The following is a 16,004-nucleotide window of genomic DNA, read 5'->3' on the forward strand; positions in this document are numbered from 1 at the left end:
CGGCCGTCGGCCGTCCAACTCGGGGTGCCGGTAAGAATGCTGTCACCAGCCGCAAACGGCAGTGATCAGTCCTCGGACCTGGTGGGTTGGGGCAGTTCCGGCGTGCTCGTCGCCTCAGCGAGTGCGAGGCGACCGCCCTTCAGCTCGGGCACGTAGTTGTAGATCGTGTTCCTGGAGACGCCGAGGAGCTTTGCGATCGAGGTGACGGTGTTCTCCGGGCGGGCGAGCAGGTCGCGGGCGTGACGTACTTGTTCCTCCGTCATCGCCGGCGGGCGGCCGAGTCGGGCGCCGCGGGCGCGGGCGGCGTCCAGGCCCTCGTTGGTGCCCTGCACGATGAGTTCGCGGATGAACTCCGCGAGCGCCGCGAACACGTGGAAGACCAGGCGCCCGCCGGGCGTGGTCGTGTCGAGTGCCTCGTGCAGCGAGGTGAAGCCGACGCCGCGCTTGCGCAGGCCGGACACGATCGCGATGAGGTCCTGGATGGAACGGCCGAGCCGGTCCAGTGACGGGACGACGAGGGTGTCGCCCTCGCGCAGGTAGTCGAGGGCCTTCCACAGTTTCTCGCGTTCGGCGTTCTTGCCGGACTTCTTGTCGGAGAAGATTTGGATGCAGCCCGCTGTGTTGAGTGCGTGGATCTGCCGGTCGAGCAACTGCCCCTTGGTGGACACGCGTGCGTATCCCACGAGGCTGCCGGTCCGTACGGCCGGAACGGGAGCGAGGAGATCGGCGGTGTCGTCGTCCTGGGGTGGCTGCACCCGCCAGATCGTACAGAAAACGGTGCTCCTCAAGTTCTTGAGCACATCGACTTTCTGACACCGTTTTATGGGCATGATCCGGCGCCGATCCGGCCGTGCACCACCGCTTACCGATCTTGCTCATCAATCGGTCGATAGGTGAGCGCCGCGCGAACGAGCCCTGTGTTCGCGAACATGCGCGACGCCTTTCGGTCACCCGTGCGCTTGTACGACCTTCGGGTTGTCGGTCCCAGTGCTACTGATCCGGAATTGTTTGGGTGAGGAGCCGACCACGCGACGGAATGCGCTGCTGAACGCGCTCTCGGATTTGTAGCCGATCATGAACGCGAGTTCGGAGATCGTTCGCGTGCCATGGCTCAGGGCGTCGCGGGCGAGGCTCATTCTCCACTGGATCAAATAGTCCAGCGGGGTGGTTCCGACCCGGCCCTTGAAGGATGAGGCGAACGCGGAACGTGACATGTGGCTGATACCGGCAAGCTCTTTGAGTGTCCAGGGGTGTGCTGCGTCGGTGTGCATGGCGCGAAGGGCTGCACCGATACCGTCGTCGTTGAGCGCTCCCAGCCAGCCGGTGGGCTGATCGGCCTGTTCGGCGTGGGCGCGCAGCATGTGGACGAACAGGACCTGTGCGAGGTGGTTCAGGACGAGAGAGCTGCCGGCGGCGGCGGTCCTGGTCTCGGAGACCAGGAGCTCGCTGAGATGTGCCAGGAGCTTGCCGCGGGGATCTGCGGCACGGACAAGCACGAGCAGCGGTAGGACTTGGGTCAGGACTGGGGTCTTCGTGTCCTCGAACGAGAAGTGCCCGCCGCAGAGGTACGTGTCTTCCTCGGCCTCCGGGCCGATGCGTACGACACCGTCCTTGGCGCTCCCCCACACCGGCTTCGCGGGGCGCGATGGTGCGGTGAGTGTGCTGGCCGGGACGTAAGGCGGGGGGTTGCCCAGCAGGTAGAAGTCGCCCTCTTCCAGCAGTACGGGCTTGTGCCCGTCAAGGGTCAGCCAGCATGCGCCGCGCGCGACGACACCAAGCTTGACATGCGAGGACTGATCGAAGCGCAGCGCCCACGGCCCTGCCGCATGAAGACCGGGGTCGATCACGGTGCGGGGGCGCAGAAGACCGATGGCGTCGGCGATCGGATCGCTGGAGCCGAGCACGCCCACCTCCCTTCTGGACGATACGTAAAGAAACAAGGACTACACATGATGCACCGTACCGGGGTGTTCCTGAAGTATGGCTATCGAAGCAGGTCAACACAGAGGGATATGGAGACACTCGCATGGGACAGCTTGAGGGCAGGACGGCTGTGGTCACCGGCGGCAGCACCGGAATCGGTCTGGCCACCGCCGCACGTCTGGCAGACGAGGGCGCGCACGTGTTCATCACAGGCCGGCGCAAGACCGAGTTGGACGCCGCTATCGAGACCATCGGAGCATCCAGGGCCACCGCGGTGGCCGGCGACATCTCCGAGGCAGCCGACCTGGACCGGCTCTACGACGCGGTCCGGGCCCGGGGACAGGGACTGGACGTGCTCGTCGCGAACGCAGCGGTCGGTACGTTCGTCACGCTGGAACAGACCACCGAAGACCACTTCGACCAGACCTTCGGAGTCAACGTCCGGGGCACTGTGTTCACCGTGCAGAAGGCGCTCCCGCTGCTCAATGACGGCGCCTCGGTCATCCTGACCTCCTCCACAGCCGCCGACAACGGCGTGGAGGCGTTCGGTGCGTACGCGGCGTCCAAGGCCGCCGTCCGGTCATTCGCGCGGACATGGTCCAACGAACTCAAAGGCCGGGGCATCAGGGTCAACGCAGTGTCGCCGGGTGGGGTGGAAACTCCCGGACTCGCCAACATTCTCGGCGGCGAGGAGACACTGTCCGCTGTCAAGGAGAATGTCGCCGCGACCGTGGCCAAGGGCCGCATAGGGAGTCCTGAGGAGGTCGCCGCAGTGGTGGCGTTCCTAGCTTCCGGACAGAGCAGCTACATCGTCGGCGCGAACATCTACGTCGACGGCGGGCAGAACCAGATCTGAGAACTTGATTTCGATTCTTGCTGATCGGTGAGAAACGCCAAGCCTCTGAGCTGCTTCTTCTTCGTTCTTCACGCTCTTGACGCGCGGCGGCGGGGGCTGGGAGGCAGGAAGGGGGGACGGACGGGGTCGGGCGGGGCGGTGCCGGACGCCTGCCTGAGCTAGGTGATCTGTGAGGAACGGTGGTCGCCAATGACTCCGAGATGATGCGCTGGTGCCGGATCAGTCGGTCGTCCACGCGCCTGATCCGCAGTTCGACGGGAAGCCGTGGCTGACCGCATGTTCGCGCGAGTACCTGGCTGAGCTGGTCGAACAGTGCAAACGGCGCCCGTTCGTAGACGCCGAGCTGGTGGCCCGTGTCACCGGCACCGCGTCGGTGGCGGGACTGGACAGCCCTTACGCGTCCGCACCTTCCTCGGCCGGCTCCTCATCGCCCGCTGTACGAGGGCTGGGCACCTTGACCGCGGTGAGGTTGAGGCGGGCGGCCATGTCGAGGGTGACCTCGCCGTACGGGCGCACATGGGACCAGAACAGGGGGGTCAGGCCGCGCCGGTCGGCGGGCGTGAGGAGGTCCGCCCACTCCGGCTCGTTCAAGACGTCCTGGAGCATCAGGGTGTTCACGTAGACCAGGGCCGATTGCAGAATCCGCAGGCACAGCACGAACATCTCCTGCTCGTCGCGCCGGTTCGAGGCGATCTCCCCGCCCTTGCCGTAGGCGATCACGGAGTTCGCACCGTTGGAGGACTCCATCACGTTCAGGCCCTCCTCGATCTCCCGCTGTAGGTCCCTCAGCCGCAGGTAGCGGGCCACGAAGATGGTCTTCTGCGCGCGGCCGACCTCCAGCATCGCCGCGTAGGTGGGGTGGGAGGCGTTGCGGGTGAAGCGCCGCAGGATCGCCTCGGTGGACGCGGTCCTGGTTCGGATCGCGGTCGCGTACTTGATCATCTGGTCGTACTGCTGGGTGATGAGTTCCCAGCGGATCGGGCGGGTCAGCGCCGGGGTCAGCTGCGGGTAGGCATCCGCCTCGCCGGCCACCGGCCGGTACAGCTTCACCTTGTTGATCCGCTTGATACGCGGCAGCAGGTCGAAGTTCAGCAGCCGCGTGATGCCGAACCCGATTTCCGACTGGCCATGCGAATCGGTGTAGTTGGCTTCCACGTCCATGGTGGTGCCGTGCCGCATCGCGCCTTCGATCATCGCGGCCACCTCGGAGGCGGTGCAGTTGATCAGCTGGGAGTGAATGGCCAGGGACTTCTTCCCGACGTGCCAGTAGATGAGCACTCCGCGGCCGCCGTAGCGCGAGTGCCACTCCGTGAAGAGGTTCTGGTCGTAGGCACGGACATGGGTGGAGTCGGAGGCGACCGCGGTCGAGCCCTGACCCCACAACTCGGTGCTGCGGGCGGCGAAGGTGGCGTTCGCGATCTGGACGGCGATGGCGCGGGCTGCCTCCGCCGACAGGTAGCGGCGGCGTACGTAGCGCAGTTCGTCCTCGGTGTGGCCGTGGCCGCCGGACGCCACGGCCTTGATCCCGGTGTTCGTACCGTACGCGTAGATGACCAGCAGCAGCCGTTCGGCCAGCACCTCCGGCGAGAGGCTGCCGCCGCCGGAGACAGAGGTGACCGCGTCCAGGCAGCCGGTCCGCAGCACCGCTTCCTTCAGCATGTCGACGAGCGGCACGATGCCCCGCCGCCTCTGTACCTCGGCCTTGATCCTGCGCAGGTTGCGCGGCTCGGGCTGGGCCTCTGCCGCCGTCAGCCGGATCGCCCCGGACTTCCGCTCGGCGATGTCCAGCCAGGACAGCTTCGGCATCCCGTCGTTGAGCAGGGTCAGCTCGGCCGTCATCTGCTCGCGCAGCTCGTCGACGAACACCGCGGCGTCCAGCGGCTTGCGCAGCTCCCGGTAGTTCTCCGCCCGCCTCGCCTCGAAGTCCTGCGGCAGGTCCTCGTCCGGGTTGCGCCACTTGTCGGCGCCGACCACCCAGATCTCCTTGCACTTGAGCTGATCGCGCAGGGCCTGGAAGGCGACGACCTCGTAGACCATGCGCACCACGGGGCGCCGGCCCCGCTTGTCGGCACGGTGGACGACCTCCGCCCAGTCCCCGCCCATCGCCTTGTGGACCGGCACGGTCTCGCCCAGTGGGTAGTACGTCGTGTTCCCCGCGTTCGCGTACCGCGCCACCAATGCCAGGGCCTCGATCACCGGCCGGTGGGCGTGATTGCTGGAACGGAACTCCAGCACGTCCAGCAGCTTGATCAGCCCGCGCCGGTAGTGGTTGGTGTACGACGCCTTCAAAGTGGTCTGCACCGTGCGCCGGTAGACCGGCCCCCGGGTCTTGAACTCGTGCACCAGCTCCCGCAGCGTCGCCTCGCCCCCGGACACCGCCGGGAACACGACCTGACGGACCGTCCCCTCCGGGGCGCCGAGCGACGCCTCGGCGAGCTTGAAGAGGATGTTCTCCTTGCCCGACACCTTCTTGAACGCGTTGATCAGCTGCTCGGTGACCTTCTTCTCCGCCCGCGCCCCGATCCGGTGCACCGTGGAGATCAGCAGCTCCACCAGAGTGTCGGTGATCTCCCGCTCCCGCTCGTGCAGCAGCGCGGCCAGCAAGGTGACCCGCAGCGCCACCGGATGTGTCCGCAGATGGGAAGGCGACTCCACCGCGGCCCGCGCCCGCCAGCCGGCCACGACCTTCGGCGCGACGTCGACGAACAAATCTGGTGGCAGGCCGATCGACCGCACCGCCAGGAGCTTGTCGATCTCGGTGAGTATCGTTTCCAGGCTCACGTTGCCCGGCGCTTCCTTGACCTTCGCCATCACCGGCGGCGCGTCCTCACCCTCCGTACCGCCGCCCGCGGGTCCGTCGTCGTCCTGGTCGGCACCGGCCGCAAGAGCCACGATCCGCTCGATGCTCTCCACGGTCAGCCGAGAGGAGATCAGGGCCGTCAGCGACTCCTCGGCCGCCCGCAGAGCGGCCCCCACGATCCGGTCGCACCGGCCCGACGTGGGCGGCTCGATGCTCTCCTCGCGACAGCGGGCCAACAGTTCCACCCGGACCTGCTCGGGCCTGCGTTCCTTGTGCGCGACGTGCTCGGCCAGATACGCCGTCAGCTTCTCCGCGTCCGCGACGCTGCACTCACGGAAGCCGAGGTGCTCCCGGACCTGCGCACGGTGGTACTCGACCGTACGACCCGTCCAGTCGTAGGACTCCAGCTCCGAGGCGGGAACCTGTACCTGCCGGGCGACGAACTCCACGGCCTCACCCGGCAGCTCTGCCCGGTTCCGGGGAAACCGGCCGTACTGCGTATAGAACTTCAGCAGCACGGCGAAGCCCAGCCGTGTCGCCCCCCGCTTGCCGGACACAAGCGCCTGCTCGTCCTTCAACAGCGTCCAGTGCTCGACGAGTTCATCCAGGTCCAGCGGAGTACGGGCCACGATCGCCGATCGTCCTCGCAGAGCTTCACCCACCGCAGCCGTACAGCCCAGGACTCACCCACACGGGTGACGCCCTCCCAAGATCACCGCCGTTTGCGGCTGGTGACAGCATTCTTACCGGCACCCCAACTCGTCGGCGATACGGGGCCGTTCACCGGCCGACCGTGTCCATGTGTGCCCCGTCGCCAGGTGTGAGCAGCGCGAGATGGCCCCCGTCGTCGAGCGGTGTCGGCACGGTGAGAGTGGTCAGCCGGACCGCCCGGTCCGCGTCGAAGAGGTGGATCTCGCCGTGCCCGCCCCGCGAGACGGCCACCAGCGGGCCTCCCGGCGAGCCGGCGATCGCCCGGCGCTGGACCCCGTCCCACGGCGTACCGCCCCGGCGTGGGGCCCCCGCCATCTCCGGCAGCGGGAGCCGTGCCGTGACGTGCGGACGCCCGCCGGGTCCGGTCGGCGCCGCGAGCAGGACGAGTTCGTCACCGTCCGGGTGGACACGGGCGTACGCGATGTGGCGGGCGGTCACCGCCAGCCGGAAGACGAGGCCGGGGCCCAGTTCCAGCCGGCCCGTACTCCCGGTGTCGAGCTGGTGCCACCACGCGTCGTTGGTCCACTCCGGCCACTTCCCGGGATCGGCCGGCCCGCCCCGTACGCAGGACCACAGGGTCCGCCGGACCGGATCGAGCCGCAGATAGAAACCTCGTCCGCCGCTCCGGCCGTCGGCCCCCCAGGGCAGCGGCGGCTCCGTGATGAGCCTGTCGCCTTCCCTGCGGGCGCGGTGCACGCCTGAGCCGGCCGCGGCGAACAGCCGTCCGGTGAGCGGGTCCAGAGCGTCCCCGTGCGCGTCGTGGTCCGGCAGGGGTATGCGCTGGAGAGCCCCGGCAGGAGGACAGGCGGGAGCGGCGGCCATCAGGTCGCTGTGCCGGTGAACCGTCAGCTCGCCCGGTTCCCGGTGGCGCAGGACGACCAGCGGCCCCCCGCCGCCGACGACGGTGACGCCCGGCTCGCCGACCCGCGTGCGTACGCGCACGGCGTCGGCGTGCCCCGGTGCCCCGAGGACGACAGCCGTCAGCAGGTCTGACCAAGCCTCCCAGTTGCGCCCGAGACCCGTGGTGACGGCGAGATGCCGCCCGGCCGGGTCGGCCGACAGGTGTTCCGCCGGTACGGCGACCGGCACCGCGGTCTCGACCAGGGGCCGTCCCGCGTCGGGACCGTAGGGATCGAGTACGAGCAACTCACCGGCCCGGTCGTCCACGAACGCGGTCCGGTCACCGCGCAGTGCGAGGAACCCGGCGTGCTCGGCGAGGTGCCGACCGTTCAGAGCCGCACGTTCCGTGCCGTCGGGGAGGTCCAACAGGGCTGTTCGGCCCGCTACTTGGTCGGCGACCAGCAGGCGTGGGGGCAGGGTCACGGCGATCTCCGGTTCCGGGGTCAGTTGTCGGGCACGTTATTGGTAATGATTATCATGACGAGACTGACAGTGGAATCGACGGCAGAACCGACGACAGAACTGAGGAACCCACCCATGCCACGCACCGTGCTGAAAGCCCGCCGATGGGTCGCCACCGCCGTCCTGGGAGGTCTGCTGGTCGGCTGCGGCTCCGCGGACCCGGCCGACGACTCCGAAGGTGAAGGGGGGAGAGGCGCCACTTCGCGTACCAGCGTCGAGGTACGGCCCATCGAGGCCGCGAGAGAGATCACCGATGCCAGGAATATCACCGTCTCCCTGGCGAAGCCCCCGGAGAAGGTCGTCTGCCTGGTGGCGCTCTGCGACGACATCCTCGCGGAGCTGGGCATGACCCCGGCCGCCACCAACTCCGCACTGCTCGCGCATCCGAAGTTCCTGGGCAAGGAGCAAGCGGCGAAGATACCGGTGGTGCCGGGCGGTTTCCTCAGCCCTGAGGCCGAGGCGATCCTGTCCTACGAACCGGACCTGGTGATCGGCCTTGAGGACACCCACGGCAAGCTCGCGCCCGCGCTGAAGGGCGCCACCACCTTCTGGCCGGTACAGCCGGGCACCTGGCAGGACAGCGTCGGCTATCTGCGCGACCTGGCCGCGCTGACCGGGCGCACCGCGCAGGGGGAGAAGGCGGAGCGGACGTTCCGTACCCGCTTGGCCGAGGCCGAGAAGCACCGGAGCGACGCAACCGCACTGATCATCTTCGGCAGCGACGAGAACTTCGGCGTCGCGACCCCGGAGACCGATGTCGCGGCCGGGCTGTTCCCGAAGATCTCCCACTACCCCTGGAAGAGCCGGGGAGTTGACGGCACGTACAGCCTGGAGGAGATCCTCGCGCGCGACGTCGACGTACTGTTCGTGGAGACTCTCTCCTTCGGCGCCCCCGACGGCAAGCTGTCCGACAAGCTCGCCAAGAACCCCCTCTGGTCCCAGATTCCAGCCGTCAAGAACGGCAAGGTCATCGAGGTCGACTCCGAGGTGTGGGCCAAGGGGCGCGGCACCCGCTCCCTGGGCCTGGTCCTCGACGAGGCGACGGCCGCGCTCCGGTGACGCACCGGCCTGTCGCGGTTGTCTGTCTGCTGACGGCGGCCCTCGCCGGATCAGTGAGCGCGCTGTGCCTGGGGACGCCGTACGTGGCACCCGACCGGCTCGCACAGACCTTGGGCTCAGATGGTCTTGAGGGCGTCGTCGTCGGCCAACTGCGTTTCCCACGGCTGGTGTTGGCGGTTGTCGCCGGGGCCTGTCTGGGCGCCGCGGGACTTGTGCTCCAGGAGGCGCTGCGCAATCCGCTCGCCGTCCCGGAGATGCTCGGAGTCTCCTCAGGCGCGGCGCTCGGTGTGGCGGCTCCGCTGGTGCTCACCCTGTCCGTTCCGCTCGCCGTGCAGCCGTTCCTCGCGCTGGGCGGGGCGGCGCTCGGCGGGGTGCTCACCCTGGTCGCCGCGGGATTCGGACGCAGCCCCTCGGCGGTGCTGCTCACCGGGGCCGCTGTCGCCGCAGCGCTTCAGGCGGGGCTGCTGGTGCTCATGGTGCTGGCCGACCAACTCGATCTCCAGCTCATCTACCGCTATCTGCTGGGCAGTCTCTCCGGCAGGACCTGGGACGACGTCACAGGTCTCTGGCCGTGGCTCGTGGTGGCGGTACCGGCACTCGTGCTCTGCGTGCCGGTGCTCGGAGTGCTGCGCCTCGGGGACGACGACGCCCGCGCGCTGGGCGTACGGGTCGGCCGCGCCAGGGTTGCCGCGCTGGCCATCGCCGTTGTCCTGATCGCCCCGGTCGTGGCCGTCTGCGGACCGGTGGCCTGGGTCGGCTTCCTCGCACCCCAACTGGCCAGGCGGCTGCGGCCGGACGGCGACGCGGGGCGGCTGCTCGTCCGGTCGGCGGCGTGCGGTGCCGTCGTGGTGCTCTGCGCCGACCAGCCGGCGCGCCTCGCCCTCGCTCCGGTGGAGACCCCGGTGGGCGCCTGGACCGCGCTGGTCGGCGTGCCCGTGGGGGTCGCGCTGCTGAAGCTGCGGGGGCGGGGAGTCCGTACCGGGGTCCGCATGGCACCTGCCGGGCGGTACGGGGCGGCGGCCGGTCCGGTACGGGACGGCCCACCGCCCCTTCTGCGGAAGGCCGAACGATGAGCGCGCCACCGCCACTGCCGTGGTCCCCGTCCCCGCCGCCGGTCGTCGCGGACCGGACGAGCGGGCGTGCCCTACGCGCCGTACGCGGCGGGCCGGCCAGGATCGCGGTCCTCGCGCTGCTCGTCGTCGTGGTCGGCTGCGCCGACCTGGTCGCCGGGCGTGCCCTCTCCCTCGCCGATGTCCGGGACGTCCTGCTCGGCGGCGGCGACCCCATGGCCCGGCACATCGTGCTCCAACTCCGCGTGCCCCGGCTGCTGGTGGCCCTGGTCGCGGGCGCGAGCCTGGGGCTGGCGGGGCTCGTACTCCAGTCGGCGCTGCGCAATCCGCTGGCCGGGCCCGAGGTCACCGGTGTCACCCCGGGCGCGGTGCTCGGCGCCGTGACAGCCACCGGGCTCGGCCTCGCCGGCTGGGAGTCCCCGACGGCGGTGGTCGTCGCGGCGTGTCTCGGCGGCTTCGCCGGAACGGGACTGCTCTGGCTGCTCGCCGGGCGGGAGAAGGGCGATCCCGAACAGACCGCGGTGTACGGCGTGCTCGTCTCCGCCGTGCTCGCCGGATGCACCGCCATGGTGCTGCTGGTCGCGCCGGGGGAGCTGGGCAGTGTCGTCCAGTGGCTGATCGGTTCCACGGAGGGACGGGTCTGGCAGCACTGGCACCTGCTGTGGCCCTGGGCCCTGGCGTGGGCGGCGGCGGCCTGGCTGCTCGCCGGGCCGCTGACGCTGCTGCGCTGCGGCGACGAACAGGCCGCAGCGGCCGGGCTCGACACCGGCCGGGGCCGGGCGGCGGCCCTGGTCTGCGCGGTGGCGCTGACGGCCGGCGCGGTCTCCGCGGTGGGCGCGCTCGGCTTCGTCGGGCTGCTGGTGCCGCATCTGGCGCTGGCGCTCTTCGGCGCCGATCTGCGGATCGCGCTCCCCGGCGCGGCGCTGCTCGGGGCGGTCGTGGTGTGCGGGGCCGACGCCGCGGCGCAGGCGCTGTCCCGGTCGCTGACCGAGGTGCTCGACACGGACCGGCTCACGGTTCCGGTGGGCGCGTTGACCACATGCGCCGGCGCGGTGCTGCTGCTGATCGTGGCCCGCCGGCGTACGGACGAGCGATGAACGGCCGGCGCGATCCCTCGCGAGGGACGCCGGGGACACGCCGCGCGAGAGGGCAAGAAGGCGACACGATGACTGAGGATCCCGGTTCCGTCCGGGCCGAGAGCCTGAGCTTCGGGTATCCGGGGCGCGATGTCCTGCGCGGCGTCGACCTGCGTATCGGGGCCGGCGAGCTGGTGGCCCTGATCGGGCTGAACGGCTGCGGCAAGAGCACCTTCCTGAAACTCGCCGCCGGGCTGCTCGCCCCGACCGGGGGGCGCGTACTGCTGGAAGGGGACGAGGCGGCCCGGCTGACCAGACGGGCCGCCGCCCGCCGCGTGGCGCTGCTGCATCAATCGGCCCCGGCCGTACCGGGACTGACGGTACGTCAGATGGTTCGGCAGGGGCGTTACGCCGCGCGGGGGCCGCTCGGGATGCTCCGGGACGGCGACGACGAGGTGACTGTCCGGGCGCTCGCCGATGTCGGGGTCACCGCCTGGGCCGACCGCCCGGTGGACGCCCTGTCCGGGGGCGAGCGCCAACGGGTGCGGCTGGCCATGGCGTTGGCCCAGGACACCCGGGTTCTCTTCCTCGACGAGCCCACCACCTATCTGGACCTGCGGCACCAACTGGAAGTGCTCCAGACGGTGGTGCGGCTGCGCGAGGAGCGCGGGCTGACGGTGGTGATGGTGCTCCACGACCTCAACCACGCGGCCCGCTTCGCGGACCGGATCGTCGCCCTGCGCGAGGGCCGGGTGGCCGCCGACGGCACGCCGCACGAGGTGGTCGACCCCACGCTGCTCGCCGAAGTGCTCGGTGTCCGGGGCCGGGTGGGCCTCGACGACGAGGGCGGCTGGCCGGTCTGTTACCCAGATCACCCTGTCGAGCTCTCCCAGCTATTGCGGAATGAAAATCATATTCATTAGTGTCGGTGGTGCGGCGAGCAGGACAGCCGCAACCGCCAATCGAAACCAATGGAGGCAGCAACTCATGGAGCACAACAAGGTGTTCAGCCCGATCGCCGACCAGGGCCAGCTCGCCCACCTCTCCGCGACCCACTCGAACGCCCTCGTCGAGAACCCCTTCGACGACACCGTCGAGGCCGCCACCGCGGACGAGAAGTAGTACAACCCCTGCTGGCAACAGCAGGTTCGTAAGCAGCGCGACGGGCCCGCCCGGCTCCGTTCCGGGCGGGCCCGTCCCGTTCATGACCACGCCCAACTGACAGCGATCCATTCCCGGAGGTTCCCGTGACCCGCAGTCGACTCGCTCCCGGCACCGGGATCGTCAGCGTCCCCGGTGCCGGCCTCGTACTCCGCACCGCTGACGGGGAGTTCCTGCGCGTCGACACCGGTCACGCCGACGCCGAGGCGCTGACGGACCGGCTGGTCACGGGGGAGGGCGGGCACGGTACGCGGACGCAGGCCGAACTCGCCCCGCTGGTCGGGGCGTTCGAGGAGGCGGGCTACGCCCTTCCGGCAACGGCGGGACCGCCGCCACGTCCGCTGCTCGGACGCACGGTGCTCGTCCTGGGCGACCCCGTTCTCACCGCGCCGCTCGCGCGCTTCGCCGCAGCCGAGGGCGCCGACGTCCACGCGGCGGAACCGGAACAGGTCACCCGGCTCGTGGCGGGCCCCGCGCCCGACACCCCGACCGCGGTGGTCTGGTGCCTCGACTCGCCTGTTCCGGCCGGGCTTTGGGACGAGGCCGACCGACTGCCCGGACTGGGCGTCGGCTGGCTGCGCTGTCACCGGGAGGGCGCCCACAGCTGGATCGAACCCGCCGCCTCCGCCCCCGGGGACGTCACCTCCGCCCACGTACGCCTGCGCAGGCTCGCCGCCACCCCCGCCCACCGTGAACTCGCCGCCTACTGGGCCGGCCACCGCACCCCGGACACCGGCCCGCACCCCACCGAGGCTGCGGCGGCGCTGATCGCCGCGCTGCTCACCGCCGACCTCGCCGGCTGGGCGGCCGGAGAACGGCACCCTGCCTCCCGCCTGCCCACCCGGCGCAGACTGCGGCGACTGGACCTGAGGGACCTGACCCTCACCGAGCACTCCGTCCTGCCCGTTCCCGAGGTCGCTCCGATGCCCGTCCCCACCGGGCGGACGGGCAGCCGGCCATGACCCTCCGGACCCTGTACGTCACGGCGCCGGACGGCATCCGGCTGGCGACCGACGTGTGTCTGCCGCCAACGCCTTCTCCACACCCCGCTGTTGTGATCAGAACCCCTTACGGCCGCACCGCCCACCGTGCCGAGCTGCGCGGCTGGGCGGCGCGCGGATTCGCCGCCGTCGCCCAGGACGTGCGGGGCCGGCACGACTCGGAGGGGGAGTGGCACCCGTATCGGAGCCATGAGGAGGAGGACGGCGCTGCGACCATCGCCTGGGTACGGCGCCAGGCGTGGAGCGACGGTCAGGTGGTCGCGGCCGGAGCCTCGTACGCCGCCTACTGCGGGCTCGTGACCGCCGTGACCGCTGTTCCGCACGGCGAAGGTCACGGTGATGGCGCGCCGGATGCCGTGATCGCGGCCGTCCCCGCCCTCGGTCTCGCCGAGACGGCCCGCGAGGCCACCGGGCCCGAGCGGCTCCGGGCGCGGGCCGGCTGGTGGGCGGCGCACGGCGACCGGCGCGACTCGGACCCCGACGCCCTGGAGAAGGCCCTGGCCAGGGACCCCCGCATCCTTGAACACCTCCCGGTCGTCGGACTGGGGGAGCGGCTGGACCGCGAACTCCCTTCCTGGAGCGGGGTGTGGGACGACTGCCGGCGCGGCTGGCTTGTCCTGCGCGGTTCGGCCGCCCGGATTCCGCTCCTCGCGGTCGGCGGCACCCGTGATCCCTTCGCCGAGGACACGGTGGCGCTGTGGCGGGGCTGGGGCGGCCCGTCCCGGCTGCTGCTCGGACCGTGGGGCCACCGGCTCACCGGGGGAGCCGCGCCGGTCGCCGGGCTTGCCGCGGGTGGCCGGATCAACCTCGGTGCTCTGTACGTACGGTGGGCGAAGGCGGCTCTCGCGGATCGGCTCGACCACACCCGACGCGGTGTCATCGCGCTGGGTGACAGCGGCCGTTGGTGCCGTGTGCCGGGATCGGACGACGGGCCGGTTCGTGAAACAGCGGTCGTGGCCGGGCAGTTGGCGAGCACCGCGCGCAGAGCGCCGGCCTCCCCGCGACCCACTGCCTTGGTCTTCGGCAGCCCCACCGGCCTGCGGCTGCTGCACGGCGCGGAGTTCACCGCCGACCCGGACCGACCTGTCCGCTCCGACGGTCTCACCGTCCGGGTGCCAACTGACCTGAATCACCCTGACCCGGATCGCCCTGACCCGGATCGCCCTGATAGTGCCGACCGCTGCGTGCTGCTCTCGCCCCCGCTGCCCTGCCCGCTCGATCTGGCCGGGCACGCCGAGGCGAGAGTCCGGGCTGTCACCGACGCGCTCTGCGCCGACTGGGCCGTGCGGGTCGTCGCCCTCGATCCGGGCGGCCGCGCCGACCCGCTCGCCTTCGGCATCGTCCGGCGCACCGACCCGCCCGGCGAAACCGTCGACATCACCGTGCCGCTCGGCACCCTGGGCCGCCGTCTCGACGCCGGGACCAGACTCCGCGTCGAGATCGCCGGGCACCACTTCCCCGCCCACGCCCGCAACCCGCACACGGGCGAGGACCCGGTGACCGCCACCCGCCTCGCGCGGTCCCGCAGGACCGTACTGACCCGGGGCAGCGCCCTCCTCCTGCCCGTCACCGCCCGACGCGAATACGTCGAGCCCGTACCGGAGACATGCCGTTGACCACCTCCCTGCCGATCGACGCCCTCGTCGATCCCGTCTGCGGCCTCATCCGTGACGTGGCACCCGTCGAGCACCCGGACGGCGCGCCGCCGCGCTACGTCGCCATGACCGCCAATGTCGCCGACGCCCGCCGGCTCGGCGCCTGGCCGGCCGACCGCGTCTCTCTCGGCACCACGTTCGGTGACCCCGACGGCGCCCGGATCGCCGCCGTCGCCGAGGCCGTTGAGCGCTACTGCGGCAACCGACTCCCGCCGCCCGGCCACCCGGAAGCGCCCCGGCGCGCCACCGCCGCCCAACTGGTCTCCGAGGGACTGCGCCTGTACGGGCCCGGTGAACTGCCCTCGTACGCCTCCTGGCAGTACGGCCGCGACGGATTCCCGTACGCCCCGCTCCGGGCCGGAACACCCGCACTGTGGACGCCGGGTACCGAGGACGGGCGGGAGTGCTGGGCGCCCGTCGCCCTGACCCACCTCAACTGGCGGCAGGGCGAGCTGCGTTCACTCCCGCGCACCCACCACCTCAACTACGCGGGGATAGCCACCGGCCAGGGATACGACGACGCCGTCGAGCGCGGGCTCCTCGAAGTCGTGGAGCGCGACGCCCTGGAGCTGTGGTGGCATCTCGACGGTCCCACCCGTGGCATCGACCCGGCGACCGTGCCCGGCCTCGCCGAGGACCTGGCGGGCGCGGACCTGGAGGTCCACATCGTGGAGATGCCCTCCGAGTTCGCCCCCTGCATGGCTGCCCTCGTCCACGATCCCGGGCGGGGCATCCACGCCGCCGGATTCGCCTGCCGCTACGACCCGGCGGAAGCGGCCCGCAAGGCGGTCCTGGAGGCCGTGCACACCTGGGTGTTCACGCAGGGCGCGGTGGACGCCGACGGCTGGGTGTTCCAGGCCGTGGAGGCCGGCATGCTCGCCCGCGGCCTCTACCTCGGCCACCGGGCCGACCGGCGCTATCTCGACGACTGCGGACCGCAGTTCGCCGCCGTACGCGACCTCGGCGCCCATGTGCAGGTCTGGCTGGACGACCGGATGGCGCCCCTGGCCCGGCGGTTCACCGCACCCGCTCTCGGCACGGTCCCCGTCACCGACCGCGCCCGGGGGAGCCGTGCGGCACTGGACACCGCCCTCGCGGCCGGGGGACACCGGGTGATGACCTTCGACCTCACCACCGAAGACGTCGCCGAGACCTCGCTGCGCGTGGCCCGCGTCCTGGTCTCCGGTCTGATCCCCAACGCCCCCGCCGCCTTCGGCTACTTCGGATCGCCCCGCTTCGCCGAGGCCGCGCTCGGCAGAGGCTGGCGGACCCAACCACCCACCGAGCCGGCGGACTTCACGCTCGCTCCGCCACCACACATGTGAAGGCA

13 protein-coding genes are annotated in these 16,004 nt (G+C 71.0%); 9 read left to right on the top strand and 4 right to left on the bottom strand.

Annotated elements, in window-relative coordinates; all coding sequences use genetic code 11:
• Positions 1 to 65: 65 nt before the first annotated feature.
• Positions 66 to 755, bottom strand: a complete 690-nt coding sequence (locus OIE74_RS37595; protein ID WP_443076331.1) for a recombinase family protein — start codon at positions 753 to 755, stop codon at positions 66 to 68.
• A gap of 192 nt (positions 756 to 947) precedes the next feature.
• Positions 948 to 1,904, bottom strand: a complete 957-nt coding sequence (locus OIE74_RS37600; RefSeq protein WP_329391957.1) for an AraC family transcriptional regulator — start codon at positions 1,902 to 1,904, stop codon at positions 948 to 950.
• Between the two features lie 122 nt (positions 1,905 to 2,026).
• Here OIE74_RS37600 and OIE74_RS37605 point away from each other — a divergent pair, with 122 nt between their 5' ends.
• Positions 2,027 to 2,779, top strand: a complete 753-nt coding sequence (locus tag OIE74_RS37605; RefSeq protein WP_329391959.1) for an SDR family NAD(P)-dependent oxidoreductase — start codon at positions 2,027 to 2,029, stop codon at positions 2,777 to 2,779.
• A gap of 393 nt (positions 2,780 to 3,172) precedes the next feature.
• On the opposite strand, the gene OIE74_RS37610 is transcribed toward OIE74_RS37605, so the two are convergent.
• On the bottom strand, positions 3,173 to 6,208 hold the full coding sequence (locus OIE74_RS37610) for a Tn3 family transposase (protein ID WP_329391961.1): 3,036 nt from the start codon (positions 6,206 to 6,208) through the stop codon (positions 3,173 to 3,175).
• A 151-nt stretch (positions 6,209 to 6,359) separates the two neighbouring features.
• Positions 6,360 to 7,613 carry a hypothetical protein gene (locus tag OIE74_RS37615; protein ID WP_329391963.1) on the bottom strand — a complete coding sequence of 418 codons (1,254 nt, stop codon included), beginning with the start codon at positions 7,611 to 7,613 and terminating at the stop codon, positions 6,360 to 6,362.
• Positions 7,614 to 7,727: 114 nt separating this feature from the next.
• Here OIE74_RS37615 and OIE74_RS37620 point away from each other — a divergent pair, with 114 nt between their 5' ends.
• The 8 genes from OIE74_RS37620 to OIE74_RS37655 all read left to right on the top strand — a co-directional run bounded on the left by OIE74_RS37620 (position 7,728) and on the right by OIE74_RS37655 (position 15,999).
• Positions 7,728 to 8,711, top strand: a complete 984-nt coding sequence (locus OIE74_RS37620; RefSeq protein WP_329391965.1) for an ABC transporter substrate-binding protein — start codon at positions 7,728 to 7,730, stop codon at positions 8,709 to 8,711.
• Positions 8,708 to 9,784, top strand: coding sequence for a FecCD family ABC transporter permease (locus tag OIE74_RS37625; protein ID WP_329391967.1), 1,077 nt, complete (start codon positions 8,708 to 8,710; stop codon positions 9,782 to 9,784). The genes OIE74_RS37620 and OIE74_RS37625 overlap by 4 nt, the downstream gene beginning before the upstream one ends.
• On the top strand, positions 9,781 to 10,878 hold the full coding sequence (locus tag OIE74_RS37630) for a FecCD family ABC transporter permease (protein ID WP_329391969.1): 1,098 nt from the start codon (positions 9,781 to 9,783) through the stop codon (positions 10,876 to 10,878). Before OIE74_RS37625 ends, OIE74_RS37630 begins: the two co-directional genes overlap by 4 nt.
• A gap of 68 nt (positions 10,879 to 10,946) precedes the next feature.
• The gene (locus tag OIE74_RS37635) at positions 10,947 to 11,780 is read left to right on the top strand and encodes an ABC transporter ATP-binding protein (protein WP_329391971.1); all 834 of its coding nucleotides are present in this window, start codon (positions 10,947 to 10,949) and stop codon (positions 11,778 to 11,780) included.
• 64 nt (positions 11,781 to 11,844) lie between these two features.
• On the top strand, positions 11,845 to 11,979 hold the full coding sequence (gene amiA, locus OIE74_RS37640) for a streptamidine family RiPP (protein ID WP_329391973.1): 135 nt from the start codon (positions 11,845 to 11,847) through the stop codon (positions 11,977 to 11,979).
• Between the two features lie 125 nt (positions 11,980 to 12,104).
• Positions 12,105 to 12,980 (top strand): hypothetical protein, encoded by an 876-nt coding sequence (locus OIE74_RS37645; RefSeq protein WP_329391975.1) that lies wholly within the window; start codon positions 12,105 to 12,107, stop codon positions 12,978 to 12,980.
• Positions 12,977 to 14,635: a CocE/NonD family hydrolase gene (locus OIE74_RS37650; protein ID WP_329391978.1), complete on the top strand. Its 1,659-nt coding sequence runs from the start codon at positions 12,977 to 12,979 to the stop codon at positions 14,633 to 14,635. Before OIE74_RS37645 ends, OIE74_RS37650 begins: the two co-directional genes overlap by 4 nt.
• Positions 14,632 to 15,999, top strand: coding sequence for a YcaO-like family protein (locus tag OIE74_RS37655; RefSeq protein ID WP_329392576.1), 1,368 nt, complete (start codon positions 14,632 to 14,634; stop codon positions 15,997 to 15,999). Before OIE74_RS37650 ends, OIE74_RS37655 begins: the two co-directional genes overlap by 4 nt.
• Positions 16,000 to 16,004: the final 5 nt, after the last annotated feature.

The organism is Streptomyces sp. NBC_01716 (genome assembly GCF_036248275.1).
Classification (GTDB): domain Bacteria; phylum Actinomycetota; class Actinomycetes; order Streptomycetales; family Streptomycetaceae; genus Streptomyces.

Bases quoted from the DNA above. Each gene is read 5' to 3' on its own strand.
- OIE74_RS37650 (WP_329391978.1), top strand. From the start codon at position 12,977: ATGACCCTCCGGACCCTGTACGTCACGGCGCCGGACGGCATCCGGCTG.
- OIE74_RS37620 (WP_329391965.1), top strand. From the start codon at position 7,728: ATGCCACGCACCGTGCTGAAAGCCCGCCGATGGGTCGCCACCGCCGTC.
- amiA (WP_329391973.1), top strand. From the start codon at position 11,845: ATGGAGCACAACAAGGTGTTCAGCCCGATCGCCGACCAGGGCCAGCTC.
- OIE74_RS37605 (WP_329391959.1), top strand. From the start codon at position 2,027: ATGGGACAGCTTGAGGGCAGGACGGCTGTGGTCACCGGCGGCAGCACC.
- OIE74_RS37635 (WP_329391971.1), top strand. From the start codon at position 10,947: ATGACTGAGGATCCCGGTTCCGTCCGGGCCGAGAGCCTGAGCTTCGGG.
- OIE74_RS37630 (WP_329391969.1), top strand. From the start codon at position 9,781: ATGAGCGCGCCACCGCCACTGCCGTGGTCCCCGTCCCCGCCGCCGGTC.